At 43.0% G+C, this 17,525-nt stretch carries 16 protein-coding genes and 1 tRNA gene; 5 read left to right on the top strand and 12 right to left on the bottom strand.

Annotated features, from left to right (window positions below; genetic code table 11):
• Positions 1 to 4: 4 nt before the first annotated feature.
• From IDSA_RS06310 to IDSA_RS06285, 6 genes are all read right to left on the bottom strand, one after another.
• Entirely contained in the window at positions 5 to 304 is a 300-nt protein-coding gene (locus IDSA_RS06310) for a hypothetical protein (RefSeq protein WP_126760551.1), read from the bottom strand.
• Positions 305 to 423: 119 nt separating this feature from the next.
• On the bottom strand, positions 424 to 933 hold the full coding sequence (locus IDSA_RS06305) for a hypothetical protein (protein ID WP_034775286.1): 510 nt from the start codon (positions 931 to 933) through the stop codon (positions 424 to 426).
• Between the two features lie 69 nt (positions 934 to 1,002).
• The gene (locus IDSA_RS06300; protein ID WP_034775284.1) at positions 1,003 to 1,530 is read right to left on the bottom strand and encodes a DNA-binding protein; all 528 of its coding nucleotides are present in this window, start codon (positions 1,528 to 1,530) and stop codon (positions 1,003 to 1,005) included.
• 57 nt (positions 1,531 to 1,587) lie between these two features.
• Positions 1,588 to 2,502: a hypothetical protein gene (locus IDSA_RS06295; RefSeq protein ID WP_034775282.1), complete on the bottom strand. Its 915-nt coding sequence runs from the start codon at positions 2,500 to 2,502 to the stop codon at positions 1,588 to 1,590.
• Between the two features lie 50 nt (positions 2,503 to 2,552).
• Positions 2,553 to 3,731 (bottom strand): Arm DNA-binding domain-containing protein, encoded by a 1,179-nt coding sequence (locus IDSA_RS06290; protein ID WP_034775280.1) that lies wholly within the window; start codon positions 3,729 to 3,731, stop codon positions 2,553 to 2,555.
• The gene (locus IDSA_RS06285) at positions 3,724 to 3,957 is read right to left on the bottom strand and encodes a glycosyltransferase family protein (RefSeq protein WP_006954074.1); all 234 of its coding nucleotides are present in this window, start codon (positions 3,955 to 3,957) and stop codon (positions 3,724 to 3,726) included. The genes IDSA_RS06290 and IDSA_RS06285 overlap by 8 nt, the downstream gene beginning before the upstream one ends.
• Positions 3,958 to 4,073: 116 nt before the next feature.
• Between IDSA_RS06285 and IDSA_RS11995 the strand changes: the two genes are divergently transcribed.
• Both IDSA_RS11995 and IDSA_RS06280 read left to right on the top strand, forming a co-directional pair.
• A complete protein-coding gene (locus tag IDSA_RS11995; protein WP_084694063.1) occupies positions 4,074 to 4,277 on the top strand; it encodes a helix-turn-helix domain-containing protein in 204 nt (67 codons plus the stop codon).
• A gap of 36 nt (positions 4,278 to 4,313) precedes the next feature.
• Positions 4,314 to 5,438, top strand: a complete 1,125-nt coding sequence (locus IDSA_RS06280; protein WP_034775277.1) for a cysteine desulfurase family protein — start codon at positions 4,314 to 4,316, stop codon at positions 5,436 to 5,438.
• Between the two features lie 43 nt (positions 5,439 to 5,481).
• Here IDSA_RS06280 and IDSA_RS06275 read toward each other — a convergent pair whose 3' ends face one another.
• Genes IDSA_RS06275 through IDSA_RS06265 form a run of 3 tightly spaced genes read right to left on the bottom strand, consistent with a single transcriptional unit; the run spans position 5,482 to position 10,688 of the window.
• On the bottom strand, positions 5,482 to 6,375 hold the full coding sequence (locus IDSA_RS06275) for a phosphoadenosine phosphosulfate reductase family protein (protein WP_034775275.1): 894 nt from the start codon (positions 6,373 to 6,375) through the stop codon (positions 5,482 to 5,484).
• Positions 6,368 to 9,754, bottom strand: coding sequence for an ATP-binding protein (locus IDSA_RS06270; RefSeq protein WP_034775273.1), 3,387 nt, complete (start codon positions 9,752 to 9,754; stop codon positions 6,368 to 6,370). Before IDSA_RS06270 ends, IDSA_RS06275 begins: the two co-directional genes overlap by 8 nt.
• The gene (locus IDSA_RS06265) at positions 9,744 to 10,688 is read right to left on the bottom strand and encodes a DUF4007 family protein (protein ID WP_034775670.1); all 945 of its coding nucleotides are present in this window, start codon (positions 10,686 to 10,688) and stop codon (positions 9,744 to 9,746) included. The genes IDSA_RS06270 and IDSA_RS06265 overlap by 11 nt, the downstream gene beginning before the upstream one ends.
• Positions 10,689 to 10,840: 152 nt before the next feature.
• On the opposite strand from IDSA_RS06265, the gene IDSA_RS06260 reads away from it, so the two are divergent.
• The 3 genes from IDSA_RS06260 to IDSA_RS06250 are packed head-to-tail and all read left to right on the top strand — an operon-like array spanning position 10,841 to position 15,223.
• A complete protein-coding gene (locus IDSA_RS06260; RefSeq protein WP_051986131.1) occupies positions 10,841 to 12,475 on the top strand; it encodes a DEAD/DEAH box helicase in 1,635 nt (544 codons plus the stop codon).
• A gap of 6 nt (positions 12,476 to 12,481) precedes the next feature.
• Complete coding sequence (locus tag IDSA_RS06255) at positions 12,482 to 14,287, top strand: ATP-binding protein (RefSeq protein WP_034775271.1); 1,806 nt, start codon at positions 12,482 to 12,484, stop codon at positions 14,285 to 14,287.
• 9 nt (positions 14,288 to 14,296) lie between these two features.
• Positions 14,297 to 15,223 (top strand): phospholipase D-like domain-containing protein, encoded by a 927-nt coding sequence (locus IDSA_RS06250; protein WP_034775269.1) that lies wholly within the window; start codon positions 14,297 to 14,299, stop codon positions 15,221 to 15,223.
• A 49-nt stretch (positions 15,224 to 15,272) separates the two neighbouring features.
• On the opposite strand, the gene IDSA_RS11840 is transcribed toward IDSA_RS06250, so the two are convergent.
• The 3 genes from IDSA_RS11840 to IDSA_RS06235 all read right to left on the bottom strand — a co-directional run bounded on the left by IDSA_RS11840 (position 15,273) and on the right by IDSA_RS06235 (position 17,460).
• On the bottom strand, positions 15,273 to 16,481 hold the full coding sequence (locus IDSA_RS11840) for a DNA sulfur modification protein DndB (protein ID WP_051986130.1): 1,209 nt from the start codon (positions 16,479 to 16,481) through the stop codon (positions 15,273 to 15,275).
• Complete coding sequence (locus IDSA_RS06240; protein WP_034775267.1) at positions 16,481 to 16,951, bottom strand: GIY-YIG nuclease family protein; 471 nt, start codon at positions 16,949 to 16,951, stop codon at positions 16,481 to 16,483. Before IDSA_RS06240 ends, IDSA_RS11840 begins: the two co-directional genes overlap by 1 nt.
• Positions 16,952 to 17,383: 432 nt before the next feature.
• Positions 17,384 to 17,460: transfer RNA gene (locus IDSA_RS06235), tRNA-Arg, on the bottom strand.
• Between the last annotated feature and the right edge of the window lie 65 nt (positions 17,461 to 17,525).

The following is a 17,525-nucleotide window of genomic DNA, read 5'->3' as shown; positions in this document are numbered from 1 at the left end:
TTTTTTAGAGAAGCTTTTCATAAAGACTTATTCCAAGAGAAAATGATGCTACGAAAAATGCCAGCAACGCAATTATGTTTGCTCTACTAGCACCGAGTACAGCTTTCTTTGCTGAAAGTCGCCTTTCGATTTCCGCTTCAGAGGCCACACCTCGCATTACATTATTGCCAGAAGCATTTTCGCTAGGGTCATCGATGTAAGGGGTGACATCGTACTTCTTACATTCTCTTATGAGGCGCTGCTTCCTCGATTCCGGCTCGAAATTTTTGAAAAGCTCATTCCAATTTACATCATTGCTCTTCATCCTAACCGACCACATAGCTATATTCCCTATCGTTTGAAGTTAACTCCAGTTCTAGATTCGACATTAAAAGAGTGGAAAATTTAATACAACAAATTATGCACCAAAGCAGAGCAAAAGCTTTAAGAAAATATTTCTGCGTCAGGCTCATCCCTCGACAGTGTTTCAAAATGCTCAACAATATCCGCTGAAATTGAGTGCGACTGCGCATATCGGTCAATGAACATATTCATCATAAACCGGTAGCGAACAAATTCGTTACTGCATTCGAACTCGCGAAACGCGCCATTTACTCGATCGTCGTGACGTAAATTCAACCGGATTTCAGTTGCACTGAGGGCATAATAAAAAGCTAAATACTCCGATTTTAAAGGCCATTCCTCAAGGTTTTCGGGCAGCAGTGAATACGCAAGACGATACTGAGAGAAAACACACCCGACATCCGAAAAGAACTGCAATAGACCCTGAACATCGCCACGCGGCCATCCAAGGTTATATCCTCGAAACGTCTGTGGCTGGTAATGGAGGAGTTCGCCGTCGGTTCTATCGAGTTCAACTTGTATCTGATTTTCAGCAGCTTCCAAAAGGCTAGCAGGCGCAAGCATGAAAAATCTCATGTATTCCAGTTTCATAGGGGGTCCTTTTTAATTTCCTGGTGTGGAAATGATCTGACAGATGAAGTACTGATTGGCATTAGGACTTCAGCCTTTCGCTGCCTCAAGCTTGCCTCGCATTTCCGCGTTTTCGATTAACAGTTTTGCGTTTTGCTGTGCAAGACCATCTAGCTCTACCTGCAGTTCATCGAGCTCACTCTCCAGCTTTTGTACACACTCATCTGCAGAGCGCTCGCTTTCCTTATAATGCTCTAGTGCCTGTTCATGAGTCGCTTCAAGGCTTTTAAGGCGTCGCTCGAAGAGCTGCTGCGCATCGTGGTAAGCAGCAATTGCCATATGCTCCATTGCGTGAGTGACTTTACCGATTAAGGTCTGGACGTTTTCAGCGTAAGTATTAGGAAGTGAATCTAACGTCAAACTATCTTGGCTGGAGTCATACAAAGGGTCATCGCGATTATCGCAGTACCGCTGCCAAATACTCTTAATGCGAGCGAGCCCGCCACGGTCACCAAGTGCCTTGCGAATAGCGCCCGGATTCGGGCGCTTCCCTCGTTGTTCCAACGCTAAGGCAGCGTCGATAATTTCCTGCTCCGTGACTTCCGCGTGGCGAGCCATAGCAGTCTCCTGTTACGAAATTAATCTAATTAATGAAATTAAAGTTTCGCAAAGCGCCTATGCGAAAGTAGGTGTATCAATCTCGGCCTCAGCAAGAAATGCCATCGATTGCTGACTGATCATGCTGCTCTTGACTGAGCGAGCTAGGACGTCGTGGAGCAAGGCATGGTTTTGACCGCATGTGTGCTCGCGAAAAATGCCAGACGTCCAGATATGACGCAGCTGATTAGCCAGCGATAGTGAGTGATACTCAAGGTTATGTAACGCATCAGCACATACCTCGAGGGTCAGCAGCTCAGGCTCAACCAGAGTACCCAGAGCGGTTTTCGTAGCACCAGCAGTCAGCGTTCGTGTTTTACCGACGGCATGCAGTAGCGCAGCGACAACCGCGACATCACGCTCAATATCCGTCAGCGCATGAACACCTGACACATTCCACGCAACTTCAACAGCGTGTTCAAGTAGTCCTCCGAGATAGGCGTGATGTGACCTTAGGGTTGCTGGACATTGCAGGAATGAGATCCCGATTTTGGGCTGGAGTAACACATCATCTACAAAGCTTCGCATTAGCGGCGACTGAATGCGAGCATATAGCACTAGAAAAGCCTTAAAAACATCGGGCTGGGGACATTGAGCCAAAGGGAGAGCCGACAAGCTATTGCCCAGGCGTTTGCTGGCTGCCGCGCAACTTAGATTTTTACACACCCTTACCGTTCCAGCATTTGTGGGTAACGCTGCAACTTCAACATGGATCATGGTGTGCTCCAGAATGACCTGGTCTAGCAGCTGGTCATAACGAGCTAAGACCGTGAGATCGCCCGAACTATCAGATAGCGTCAGTTCAAATACTTCGTTATCTCGTTCGGAAGACACCGACTTTATCGCCGAAAGGTAATAACGTCCGATAAAACGTCGATAAATGGCAGCATCGACCAAAAGGGGCTGTACAGTTTCATGAGTTGTTGTATTCATAGTCATTCTCCAAGAAATATTAAATCGTTAACGTGACTAGAGCGAAGCTCTTACGCACCATCTGGCTTAAAGTCGTTGAAATTAGATTTGAGCAGCCGCTCGAAAGCTGAGCCGTCTTGCCGGGTCAGGTTCGGGACATAGCGCGAGTACACTCGAAACAGCATTTCGGTCGTCGAGTGGCCCATTTGACGGGCAATCCATTCAGGGCTCTCCCCCGCTGCCAACCAAAGCGTGGCCGCGGTGTGACGGGTTTGATAAGGGCGGCGTTTACGTAAAGCCAAATGCCGTAACAGTGGGTACCAGACACGTTTAGTGACGTTGTTATGCGACAGCGGCGAGCCATTGCGAGTGCAAAAGACAAACTTCATATCTCCTGTTGCCTGGTGTTGTCGCTTAAGCGCATCGAACACCAGCTGGCTCATTTCAATCGCGCGGAAGGAACCATCGGTTTTGGTGCTCTGTATTTCACCGTTAACGATCGTGCTTCGAACCATGATTTGCCGACGCTCAAAGTCCACTGCATCCCACTGCAAGCCATCGATTTCCGCTGTTCGCATGCCAGTGAAAAAACGCACCGTGTAGTAGTCTCGAAAATCGGGACGTACCTTTTCAATAATGAGACGAACCTCATCTAACGCGAATGGCTCAACATCAGTACGCGCAACTTTAAGCGATTTAATTCCTTGGTAAGGTGAGCTAAAATTGTACCTGCTGGCTGCTTCATTCAAAATCATGCGCAATGGCGTCATGATGTGGTTTATCCGCGACGGTGATAATGGTTTTTTGCTTCGGGTTGTAACTTTGGCGAGTGAGGCCCGAAACTCAAGAACTTCCGCTTTGGTGATGCGGCCAACCTCTTTATCTCCAAACGCTGGAAGCAAATAACCATTAAGCGTCCTTCTGACCGTATCTGCATGAGATGTCCGCCACTGAATACGCATTTCAGCAAACCAGGTCTCGGCAAAATCGCTGAAGAGCGGCGTGTCTAAATGCTGACTGCGGACCTGCATTTCCTTAAACTGCTGCGCCTTAGGGCTACCCGGAAAGTGTCTCGCATAGTCAAATGTCCCTAACGTGATCTCCGCTTCAATCCGATCGAGCAGCTTCTGCACCCGCTTACGATTTTCTCGCGTGTCCTCAAGAGAAGTTTGTTCGCGGCACCTTTTGCCACGGTAACTGAAGTCAATAACCAAACGGTTATTTTCCTTCCGTGCGTACATTCTAGCCATGAGCAAGACCTCCACGCGCCATTGGTATAGCCAATGAGTTCGAGGAAGCCCCCATCATGTCCCGCTGAATAGCTTCCCAAATGAAGAGGAGTTTTCGGCCTCCGAAAGGACGAACGTAATGAATGCCCTCCAACAAAACAGAGTCTTTCAGCTGCTCTCTGATCGTTCTGGGATCGTATTTAATACGCTCAGATAATTCTTCAGTGGTCAGGTATGTTTCGTTCATGCTATTCTCCTAGTATCTTAAGAGAGCAATAATAATGCTCTAGAGATACATTATACGCCTATTGATAACTTGTCAACGCTTTTTGTATCTCTAGAGAATTAAAATGGGTCGCTAAAATGATAAAATGCAACTTTGCGGAGTTATTGGGCGCGCGAAAACTGAAGGTCTCAGATGTCGTCAGGGATACTGGAATTAACCGCAGTACCTTGACTCGCCTGTATCACGAAACAACGTCACGAATTGACTTCGAGACGCTGGAAACGCTTTGTCGATACTTGGAGTGTGACGTTGGTCAATTACTTGAGGTGACTGATGAATAGTATTTCGTTACTAAAGCAAGGGCGAGGAAACTCTTAATGATTTACTTCGACAGCTTAGCATCGTATCCAATGCTCCCAGAGGTCAGAGAAGATCTGCAGTTAACGATGCAGAGTCATTACGCAAACCCTTCCGCTTCTCACATGCTCGGGGAGCAAGGAAAAGAGTTGATTGAGGACACACGTGAGGTGCTGGCCGAGTCGTTGGGAGCCTTCGCGAGCGAAATTATTTTTACTAGCGGCGCAACAGAAACCAATAACCTCATAATTAAGGGAGTGATTTTACCTTTACTTTTAAAAGGTAAAAAGCCGCACTTAATAACATCCGCAGTAGAGCACAAATGTATATTGTCGATAAGCAACTACCTTGAACTACTAGGCTGTGAAGTAACGTATCTTAACCCTAACTCTAAGGGTGAAATTAAACCGGCCCAAGTAAAGAGCGCTTTAAAAGAAAATACCTCGCTGGTGTCGCTTATGCACGTAAATAACGAGCTAGGAACCATCAATCCTATTAGCGAAATTGGTAGCATCTGCACGGAAGCAAGAATCCCTTTGCATACTGATGCGGCTCAAAGTTACTTAAAAATTCAAACAGACGTCGACGAGCTCAACGTCGACTTTATGTCGATATCCGCTCATAAAATTGGTGGGCCTAAGGGGGTGGGGGCTGCCTATATAAGAGACCTCAAGGATTTAGATATTAGCCCTCTCGTGCACGGAGCGGGTCAAGAGTTTGGTGTAAGAGGTGGTACTTTGCCAACCCCATTGATTGCTGCTTTTGGCACAGCGATTGGCGCTTTTCGGAATTACTACACATTAGAACGAAATATAGAGCTAAAAGAGAAACTGCTCACCGGGCTTAAAAGACTCGGCGTAAGATATAGGGTGAACGGTGGAGCAGAGACCTTACCATCTTGTATTAGCCTTACGTTAGCAAGCAGTAATATCGAGGGGCTTCTCCGCGGAAGCCACCAATCATTAGCGCTATCGCAAGGTTCGGCATGTTCAGCGGGCTCAATAGAACCCTCACACGTTCTAACTTCGCTGCATTTCAATAGGGAAGAGGCATCTAAAACGCTAAGAATTAGCTTCAGCCATATAAATACAGCTGAAGATATACAAGCATTAGTAAATGAAATAGCCAAGTACACGGAAAGCTGAGAGGCCCTAAGAGGGCTCTCAAATAACCCTTAATCGAATTAGACTATTTATAGCACGTTATGCAAGCACCACCGCCTTCAATATCGTCATAAATTTCGTCAATATCGTTGGCCTCATAAACCCCTTCAATGTCGCCTAAAAGCGCGTTCCGTCTTTTCTTCTTCTTAAATCGTTCAACTTTCTTTTCATGATTCTCAATTATTTGAGCACGTCTCTTGGGATCTTCGAGTGTCTCCAGTGGCTCGCCTTTGCCCATCCAATAAAAACGTTCTCCAGTCACGTTGTTATCTTCTCCTTTTTCGAACTTCTTCGCTTGCTCAAAAAGATCTGGATGTTTCTCTTTCAAACGAATCCACTCGATCTTTTTTTGATAGAAGCAAAATGAGCAACCTGAACGAGAACGCCAGCTATAGTAATCAGGTAAATCTAGTCCATTTCGTTGGAGAATATTTTCGATATCTGACTTCACTATGCCATCTTCTCGAAACGGCATAACAGTAGCAATAGGCTTATCAATAGTTAAAAGCCCGGTTCTGCTTGGCTCATCGGCACGAATACCAACATAGTTTACTATGCGATACCCTTCTTTGATGAAGTCGTCAGCCCATTGCTCAAAAGGCTTTAGTTTGAGCTGAACGGTACACCAACGATCGCGTTGAGATGGCAGGAAGTTTTGATGTTTCTTAAGCATCGACCGGAAATCTAACTCGCCTCGGCCATCAATATCATTTAGCGAGCGGGCATTCAGTCGATGAATATAACCTAAACGCTCTTCAAGCTTATCGATAAAATCATTAGTTTCCGGGAGTTCATAACCAGTATCGGTAAAAAAGTAGTCTATATCCAAATCAGGTCGCGTCTCTTTCATGTAAAGAGCTAGAGCACTACTATCTTTGCCACCCGAAAGTCCGAGTACGTGCTTAATTCTTTCAGTCATCACTTGCCTCCAAAGCTTCGACAGGATGCATTAGTTCGCTAAGCAAACGAACTAGAACCTCTCGTTTTAGATCATTAGAAAGAGGTTTAAGTTCCTCACTAACAGACTCCAAAAGACTTTCTAACTTCGGATCATTCTCGGAAGCTTTAGATATATGCCCCTCAAGCTCCACTAAACCACCTGCTTTATCGGTTGTTATCAACCCAACCGATTTTGCTGACGTAGTTGATGTTAATTTAGAAAACGTCTCTTCACGCCTAAACTGCCGACATAAGTTATAAATCTCGTGAAGTCCATTACTAATATGCTTATCGGTCCAGCTCCGTTCGGCCGCTCCAAGCGCTGTTGATACAATCCATTCGAAGGAATTCTTACCGTTGATATACCCATTTAAGCGAGTTGAAAACTCTCTAATTGTTGGTCTATGTGCAGCATTCGCAACCCGGAAGCTTCTTGATGCCAATTCTTGATCGAATTCTCCGTCAAGTTCTTGTCTGACCACTTGCTTAAAGGCATCGATTAAGAGCGTGTGCTGTGACATAAGCTCATCGATTGCGGATTTTAGACGAATCGAAAGTTCATTGATCGATTCTTTAGAGCTTTCGTTGTTGCCGGAAACATCAAAAATTGCAGGGATATCTTCTAATACTAACTTGTAAGGATCATTTGCTCTCAAGACGCTATTACGAAGCGCTTTTGCTTCTTTGGATAGCTCTACCCCTCGCTCTTCACTTTCAAACAACTGGCCTGAGGTCTTCTTTACCCACGGAGGCAAAGTATGAATTAATTTTACAATATGTTTAGCTAACTCTAGAAGATTCGAATCTTTCTTAGATTTTAGTTCCGCTGCAGTCGCGATACTACGAACAACGTTAGTTTGAATCGAATCAATCTCAAAATACCTAACTGCAACTTCCTGTGCATGTTTATGCAGTTTCTCAACTATTACTTCATCCAACTGAGGTATAAATATAAAACTTTGTGTCGAATCTTTATCATAAAAAGCTACTTTTCCTTCGAGCGACTTTAGAAGAGCTAAGGCGTAAATACGGCAAAGGCCAGCAGTCAAACCGAAAGGCGGACTCATCCACATTTCATAAAGGTCTGACAATGTCACCATTTTTTCTGCCGACTTAATAAAGTTAAAACCACTTTCCCATAGTCTGTAGGCATCTTCGAATTCTACTTTTAGTTCAGAACTCCAATCTGAAACAAATGCATATCCAAACGGTGTTTTTTGATGCCAACCTTTACTCTTCAACACCGATAGGTAAACGCCCTTTTCGGGCGGGAATGTATTCTCATCAAAGCCAAGATCTGGTTCACTCTCGTTTTTTAGCATTGCAAGCATAAGCTTGTTTGTAGCCGAATTTGCGTTACCGGATGGCTTTGAACGGTTAACCAATTCGTTAATAACTATGGGGGAACGATGGTACATCGAATCCGCTGCGAGAGAAGCTAACTGTGACAAAGGAGCAATACCTCTTGCCTCTCCTTGATAGAACCACTTCGCACTAGCAAATAACGCGTCAAGCTCGTTAGACAGACGATGACGAGCATCTGACAAGCGACTATTTAGCTCCTTTCTTGCAACGTGATCGTGCGCTAACCTATCTTCTCGCTTGAATACGTTATTAATAGCTATAGACTCTATTGCTGATGATTTAAGTTTACTAATATTCGTTGGAGAACCCAGTAATAAGCGCGGGCATTCGGTAGATAGCTTTTTCAACTCCTTTTGGTTTAGTGACTCGCCGATTAAAACAAATGCACTGAAAGGCTCACCTGCTTTTGGTTTTTCTTTGGAATCAATATTCGAAATAGCCTCTGCGTACTCAACAAATCTAGTTGCGACCCAACGCATTGCTCCCGTTCGGTGGTAGTGCGAGGAGGCCAAGATATGAGTTGCAGAAGTACATTCATTGGCCCAATTTACTCCTTCCTTAATTGACTCAATTTCATTCGCAATTAACTCATTTACATCGACGTCACTTCCTTGAAAAACAAATAAAGCATTATGTTTTTTTCTAAAAATAAGAACTGATGATTTTTCTAAGTCGTCTATTACGTCTTCTATCTCTTGCTTTTCAAACCCGCATCCCTGGTAATACTTGATTAGCAGTTCACGAGTAGCATATAAGTGAAAGGATTGACCAAAAACGGTTAGCAAAGCAACGAACGAAGTAAGTCTGAGATACAGATCTCCATTTTTCGCTCCTGCTCTATAGATCGCATCATTTGCTTCTAGCCAGGCTTTCCCATCTGGAGAGCTATTAATAAGGTGCCCTAAGTTGGTTTCAAGATAGTCCCATAGAAGATCTGGACCATAGAGGGAAAGTGAATCCGGTGACCACTTGTTTTCCAAAAACCAACGGAAACCGTATCTTTCGCTGGAGGCTAAAAAACCAAAAATGCTTCGCTCATTTTGTGAAAATCGCCGCCGAGAAATTGGACCCAATAGCAGACTAACTATAGGGTCGATAGGTAGTGCGTTGAGTAGCGGGGTAGTTGCAGACATTGCAGGCGGTAATTCAGTCGAAATCGAGTCAACCAACCCGATATATTTATTCAGTAGCCGCTTCTCTACCTCAGGCTCTACCTTTATAGAGTCGGCTATCAAAATAAGAGACTCGTCCACGGTCGGATTGTAGCTCAAGTCGCGGTATCGCCCTTGAACTTTTGCCCATTCCTGCTGCGTAAGTGCAGCTTTGCCTTTTGCGTACTGATTAAATGCCTGGTGTAGAAAACCAATGATAATAACTGGCTTGTCGGATTTCTGTGCCAAGTCCGCAAGTTCTTGAAAGAAATATAAATCTCCGTCATGACTCGACTGATAATCTAGCGCCTTCCCTAGCTCATCCAGTAGAATGACGACTCCATCCAAGCTTTTTGACGCTTCTTGAATCGAGTTACTGATCGCTTTTAAGCAATCGGTATCAGACGTAGATGCAGTGGGAGGATTAACTTTACTGTCTAACTGACCGCATACTGATGCGGCTATAGATTGTGCAGGTTTACTTAAACCGCACACATGTTTTACCACCCCCCAGCCACTTTTATAAGGAAAGCCTTTTTCAATAGTTTCATCCAATGAATGTGCACTTTTAAACTTATCTAAAGTTTCGCGACGGTGATTGTCGTTGCGCCCCACCGCGCCCGATATGAGAGCTGCCAGCGTTGACTTACCCGAGCCGTAAGGACCCGTAACAGTGAATGCTCTTTGTGAACTCCCTTGAATTTCCCGCGAGACCGTAGATATTGTTGACCGCATCGTCCCATGAATAATAACTGCGTCTAAAAACGCTTCGAAATTATCAGTAACTGCATCAATCCGAACCGAACTTTTATATTTGTCGTTAATATAGACGCTAGTAGACATAACCGTCACCGTAATAATCATCCAAAAACTGGGCAGGGTACTTCTTCAGGAACGGGTCGACCATGATTTGTCTTAGGCCTAGAGAGTCAGTCCAAGTTACTTTTCCGTTTGAAATAAAAGTAAGGTCATCGAGCTTGCTCGATAATCCCTGTTCAGATAAGCGAAAAATTCTACCAGGTGAACAAGGTTTAGACAGAAGAGAGTCAAAATCAATGGTATTAGCACCTGATTCAGCAGTTTCATCCTTAAGAAAACGACAAAGAGCATAAGCAAAGATCTCTGTCGGTAAAGAAGGCCGCTCTGTAAATTCACCAACACAAAAACCGCCAGAAACCTCAGTAATAAGCCCAAGTTCAGAAAGCGGCGAAGCAAAATGATCTTCATCAATTGCTTTCGACTGTCGTGATTTTTTACTGTAAGTATGCAAGAAGCAATCTACGTCTTTTTTTACTGTCGACTTCTTACCTGCTTCCATATTAGTCAAACTGATAACGCTAGAAGCGATTTCGTCGACCAGCTTAGATTTCTCAAAGCTTTGAAAATTACAGTAGTTGAAAAAGTAACGATATGAAGTTAATAAGTCTGTCGAGGCGTTCAAACGGTAGTGCAGCAACCAAATAGAACCGGTTTTCTCAAGGTACGGGTCTGCACTTCCGTTACTCGACTTTTCCTCGAAAAGAAAGCTGCCTAACTCGGTTACTGCTAACTGACTGCGTGAATTAACTAATGAGGACGTAATTACGCCTGTCATTTCGGCCCAATAGCGAATTGCGTTGACCATATTTTTACCGACACCGAGAGTTACAATCGCGTCACGTACAAAATCATCTGAAGAGTTTGAACTTTTGCTATTATTTATCAATAGGTTAACAGCCTTGTACAGCCACCCGTACCGTAAGGGAAACGTATCGTGCCCTGAAAATTTAGGTTTCATATCCATATCCTTCTTGGAGAATCTCTCCAAAATAGCATAGGTCCGGCAAAATTTTAAGGACTTAAAGACCTTTCTAAAGGGTTGAATCCGCACAGCTTTGACCTTTAGCGCAACCTCAGGTACAAAGGTTAGATAAACGAAAAGGAGTTCATGTGCCGACATTAAAAGACATTTTATACAACTTTGCAGAAGACGAGCTCTTATCACTTCTTCCGCGAAGCGCTATTGATTTTGCTTTATCGTCTAGCGAAGTGAGAGACGAGGAGTTAGGAGTAAGTAAGCACACACTAGCTGATTTAATCGCTGCGACAAAGAGTTCTGAGTTTATTTTCAATGACGAACTTCGAACAAAGTTAATTGAACGAATCCCACCCAAGATTTTTTCCGAAATGTTCTCGGAAATTGCAGCGAGCGAGGCGCATGTGACACCGGCTCATTACTCTGCGGCCATTAAATGGGCAAATTTGGACGCTCAAGGGTTTGCAGCGAAAATTGGTCTATCCGAAGATTATGAGCTCAACACCCAAACAACCGACGAGTTTGAAAGCATTGCTCGCATCAAACCTGATTACTCTTTATATCCATATCAAGAAGACATCTCTGTACGAATATTTAGTAACTTCGAAGATGGTGCGACTCGACAGCTCATTCATCTCCCGACGGGCTCAGGTAAAACACGAACGGCGATGAATATTGCGTCACAACATTTAAGGGATAATTCGAATAATCTAGTTCTTTGGTTAGCTGATAGAGAGGAGTTGTGCAGCCAGGCATTTAGTGAATTCAAAGCCGCATGGAAATCTCTAGGGTGTCGGCCTACATCCATTTACGGTTTCTACTCAGAATCAGACGAAAGCCTTAGTGGTATCGATTCTGGATTCGTTGTGGCCGGATTACACAAATTCTTGAGTATAAGAAAGCGGGATTCTAAACAGCTTAAAATCCTCTACAAACTGCTACTTGAAAACGTTACTTTAGTAATTTTTGACGAAGCTCACAAAGCGATTGCCCCTAAGTTTAGAGAAGTAGTGGAAGATTTCATTGGCTCTACTAGCTTTAATGCTCATTTGATCGGACTTACGGCAACTCCAGGACGCAAATTCTCATTAGATGGTCTATCTGATGAGGATAGAGAGCTTTCCTCATTTTTTCATGAAAATAAAGTTTCAATGCGAGTTTCTGGCTATCTGTCGCCTATTGATTATCTGGTCGAAAAGCAATACTTGGCAAAAGCAGAATTTAAGTCTCTGGACTATGACCATTCCAAGATACAAGCGTATGAGTTATCGGACTCAGGCGGTCCAAGCACAATGAAAGCATTAGCACTCAACAACGAAAGAAATAGCCGAATCATGGATACCATAAAACGAGAGTGTGCTGGAGGTGCATTTGTAATCGTTTTTGCGTGTACTGTAGAGCATGCAGTTAATTTGGCAACAGCGCTCTCATTTGCCGGAATAAAGGCAGCTTCTATAGATAGTAAAAATGATACACCTCAAACTCGAAGAGCAAAAATAAATCAGTATAAGCAAGGGAACCTTCAAGTTTTAGTTAACTTCAATGTACTTACGGCTGGGTTTGATGCACCGAGAACAAGTGTTGCAGTTATAGCGAAACCAATGGATTCATTAGTACAATATTTGCAGATGGCAGGTAGGGCGATGCGTGGCTTTAAAAGTGGGGGAAATAATCAATGTCGTATATATACGGTAATGGACGACATCCCGCAATTTAAAAGCATCAATTTAGCATTCGAGCACTGGAATGAAATGTGGCAGGAAGGATAAAATAGCATGGAACCGAGATTTTTAAATGCATCTACAGTCATAGAATCTTTACGAGATAACGGATATACGAATACCGCCTATGCGTTGGCGGAAATTATAGATAACAGCATTCAAGCAAATGCGAGCCGCGTTGAAATTGGGTTTATTGAGGAGAAGCTTGGAGGAACTCCATCTCGAAGCACCTATAATGTCTCAGAAATAACCGTATGGGATAATGGCAAAGGAATGAGTCCTTCTGAGCTTCGGCAAGCCATGCAATTCGGAGGTAGTACCCATAAACTGGATCCCGATGGTATGGGGAAATTCGGAATGGGACTTCCTAACTCATCGATTTCACAGTGCCGAAGAGTCGACGTTTGGAGCTGGACCGAAAAAAGTTTGCCACACCATACATATTTAGATATTGATGAAATGAAAGACGGTTTGTTAGAAGTAGTGCCTGAACCTTCCCAAAAAAACATTCCACAGATCTATCAAACATCTTTTTTTCAGCAACTCCCTAAAAGTGGAACTTTAGTTATTTGGTCCAAGCTGGATCGGCTTAATTGGAAAACTGGTCACTCGAACTTTAAGCACTGCGAACACCTCGTTGGACGGATGTATCGACAATATTTATCTAACGAGCGGGTCAAAATAGATAGCATCACTTATCGTAAGTCAGGTCCTGAAAGTATCGAAGAATACAAAAGGGAGCCTTTTAGTTCAAATGATCCAATGTATCTACTCAAGAATACATCCTTACCTAGTCTGCCGGGTAAGTATAAAGGAGAAGCATTTTTCGAGCTTCTTGACGAAGAAGAGGTTCCAATTGAGTTTTTTGCCGTAGATGAAAAATTAGTCAAAGGCACGGTTGTGATAAGAACTTCGATAGTTAAATCGAGTATTGCAAAGTATATTTTGGAACATCAAAAGGGGAATAAGCGGCTGGGGCAGACTGTCTGGGGGAAGGATTGCGCAAAAAACATCGGAGTATCAGTAATGCGTGCGGGGAGAGAGCTAGTATTACGGGATAGCTTCCTAAATAGCGAGCTTAGACGATACAAGGGCAGATATCTTGGTATTGAAGTTCAATTCCCACCGGCATTAGATGCAATATTCGGCGTGACAAATAACAAACAAGACGCGGTTAAGTTCGTTCCTTATGAAATAGCGGAGTTAAGTGATCAAGCCGGGTTTGAATCAGAGCAAGAATACTTGGACGACTTGAAAGAAAATAATGATCCGTTGCTTTGTACTTTGGAAGTTGTAAAAGCGATCAAACGACAAGTAAAACATGCCGAAGAGAAATTAAAATTAGTTGCTGTAGATAGAAACGATTATGACCCAGACAGTGATGCCCCCTATTCAGCTGGTCAAAGAGCAACTCGCGGATCCCAAGTTCGCGAGGAGAGAGGAGATCGGGCTAGAGATAACTCTATGCCTAATGAAACAGAGCTAGAGGAGTTATTAAAGCAAGAAGGTATGACAGAGGAAGAGGCTCAGAAGAAAGCTGAGTCCGCATTAAGTAGCGGTGAGAGATATTTAATAGAAACAGCTCCAAAGGATTCTGATGCATTTTTTGATGTTTCTACTCGTAAGGGCATGACTTTGGTGCTCTTCAATTCTAACCATATCTTTTATCGGAGATTTATCTCCCAACTTCCAGAGGAGCAATTAGTTGTCATGCAAACAGTGATAGCAGGTTTTGCCCGAGTTATGAACGAAACTTCAGATGATCGTCGATTAACGTACTTAAACACTATCAGAAGGGATTGGGGTAAAGTTATCACAGACTTTCTTGACGACTCTGATACAGACGATGAAATCTTTTAACTAACATTAATGATCTTCATAACAGACAGTCACAAACTTAGGCAAGTCATCAGTGGGCAACTCGGGCGAACTCGTGTAGTCGTTGCTCTGTCCGCTTATGTTACGTATTCCGGAGTAGAGTGGCTTCTGAAAAAACTCCCAAAAGACGCGAGGCTGACTATCGTTGGGCGTTTCGCTCCGCAGGACTTCTTAAATGGAGCATCAGACACTAAAGGAATTAGATGTCTTTTAGATGAAGGGCATGAGGTTAAAGCTTTACAGCAATTACATGCTAAAGTAACACTGTTTGATAATAGGTTTATTTTAGTAGGTAGTGCCAATTGCACGGGCAAAGGTTATGGGTTAGTTGAACAAGGGAACGTCGAAGCAACTGTGGGTTTCGATATTGAGGATGAAACGTCAACCGAATCTACGCTCAGTATTGTTAATTCTGCTATCCCTCTAACTTTGGATATCCTCAATAGAATCGACGATTACTTAGCGCACCAAATAAAACCAACAAAAACTGAAGCCCCATATAATTGGCCTCTAGACGTTCTATTTCATACTCCAGGTTTATTTGTCGTCGACCTTCCTCTTTGTCCTCCTCTAGAGGATTGCGAGCATTATAACCACAATCGTCATATTGAGTTCGCCGCGATCGAAGAGCTTCGGGGCAATTTTGAACTCGCAAAAGCCAGATTTAAAAGTAGCAAGATTTATATCTGGCTAATGTCCCAGATCGAGAATTGCGATGATGTGAATGGCTTATCTTTTGGCCAAGTATCATCTTTACTTCATAATGCGTTACTTGACGATCCGAGTCCGTATAGGAGAACAGTAAAAGATCTTCAAGCAAATTTATATAGATACTTAGAGCTCTACGCAGAAGACGAAATTCATGTCTATAAGCTCGGTCAAAAAAGCCAATTTGTCAGAAAAACTGACTTTATCTAGTTTAAAGGTTGAACTGCGATAATTTCCTTTTTTCACCCTGAATTGAGTCCTAATCAATAGTTTTTAATAATCGTTCAACGTTTTCTTTAGCCTTGATAGTTCTTGCATCGTTTCCGCTAAGCAGCAAAAGCTGGGTCTCAGCCATAACAAGTTTATTCGTAATCATTGTTTCACTTATTGGGTCCCACAAAATATGAATCCAATTACTCGAACTGATACTTAAGTCTGCTTTTAATAGAGATTTTACAGCGTTTTTTATGCTAAACCCTCTTTTCACTAGTATCTGGGTTGCCCTAGCAAACGCTCTTTGCCCCACCGGCCGGAAGAGTAAATGATTACTTTCTTCTCGATAATATCGAGCGCTTCTACTCCGATCTACCAACACTTCATTGAACTCTGGAGTTTGGTTAATAACTTCGTTCAAAAACTCTTCCACAAAGAAAAGGTGTTCCCGTAATTCAACATTTGTAGGTCGAGTTGACTCAAAGCTTCTCTTATTACTTAAAGGATAGAGGTCTTTAATTATTTCATACAAACCAACTACGCTAGTAATCGTCCATTCATCTTTCGCAGGTATAGAACCCGTGCTCGAATAGGAAATGTGACTTTTTGAGTCCTCGAATAGCCAATGTTTGTCTATTAACCAACGAGTTACAATTGCAAATCCATTATCTTCATCTAGGGCAATGGTGGCGGACTTAGAAACTGGTTTCGCTTTTTTATTTAATGTAGTAAATAGCCTTCTCGTTCTTAACTTACCTGCTTCACTCGATTCATCATGGGATACAAAAATGACGCTCACTTCATCGTTTAAAACTCGCGAATCGGTCGTGGAATCAGCTAGCGCTTTTTTTATTCCGGAAACTCTATGTTGGCCATCAATTGCAAATAGCTTTTCTTTTCCAGTTAAATGCAAAAGGCCTAACTTACCCTCCATACTTTGTTGCTGTTCTGCACTGAGCTCTAATTGATCAAGCGTGAATTTTATATTGAGAGGAGCCCAGTTAGGGTTCCCATCGTAAACACCGATTATCAAAGAACCTAAGAAACGCTGGGGAGTTTCTTTTATATATTTTGCAATTTGATCCGAATGAGAACTTATTATTTCACGTTGAATCCAGTCTGATAGTCCCTTTCGCTCATGAATTTCATCAGGATCCTTTACTAACTTTGCAATATTTATGAACGACATTGACGTAACGTATGTCATCCAATCTCCAACTTTTGACCTGATTGCCGGAAGAAGCGTCGTACTCATTAAAATGCCCTCATTACTTGACTTGTTTCAGCATCATACTGTCTATTAAAAGGCGGTCTTAAAGCCTTCAACATTTCTTCTTCAAGCTGTTCAGCTGTAGCGACAACATCAGTTGTTGTATAATAGTATTTCAACCGACCATTCCACTGATTCACCATTTTCCAAATATGCGGCCGTTGAGAGTCAGAGAAATCTTTTTTCAACTGTCCCGTATACTCCGAAATTCTGTTGTACAAATTTGTTGCTTTACCTATATAAAAGAGCCCATTTGCAGGTTTTAAAGAGAAGAGATTCGGCTCTACAATGAAGGCATATACGCCAGACTCACGAGGCACAAGAGACTTTTTTGAGGGCGGGAAGTCTAGCTTCTCCCAATCTAGATGATGCGTGTTGGAGCTATCCCAAGCTTCAGGATAAAACATCATTTTCACACAATGACTTTCAACAAAAGCTAGGTCTATTATATCCATAACTGACTTAAATTACCGACTAAACATTAAAATCAGAGACTAACATATAATGTTTAATAACTGATTACTACCAAGATTTTTTAGTAATACAACTCCAATTTTCTTTCCGATATTAAATCAGGAGCAATTCAAGGTAAGGCAGTTTCTCCATCTAAAAGTCCGATACGAAACGTAAAGATATCTCAGACTTTTCGGACTGCCAATGCTCAAGTAAAACGTTAGGGCAGAATCATAAGAAGGGGCGGCTAAAGGTCCGTTTTCAGGTTTCGCAGCAGACAAAAATTGTATTTGGCACAAATCTGTCACAGATTTGTCACAGCCCTGATCCACCGCAAAATCAGCCACAACAGCTAACGTTCACGCCGAAAAAGCATCAAAGAGAAGAATTTAAAACTAATGCGAAGGGAAGAAAATCGCTGCAGCCCAGGAAAATGGCGCGCCCGAGAGGATTCGAACCTCTGACCTCCGCCTCCGGAGGGCGGCGCTCTATCCAGCTGAGCTACGGGCGCATTTCCAAATTGTGACTTCTAACCACTGTGCCTATTTACCAAACGACCTTTGCCTCCGGAGGGCA

Origin of the sequence: Pseudidiomarina salinarum (assembly GCF_000753715.1) — a bacterium.
In the GTDB taxonomy this organism is placed as follows: Bacteria; Pseudomonadota; Gammaproteobacteria; order Enterobacterales; family Alteromonadaceae; genus Pseudidiomarina; species Pseudidiomarina salinarum.
The sequence above is the reverse complement of the archived record's forward strand: the minus strand, read 5'-3'. Positions and strand labels throughout refer to the sequence as shown.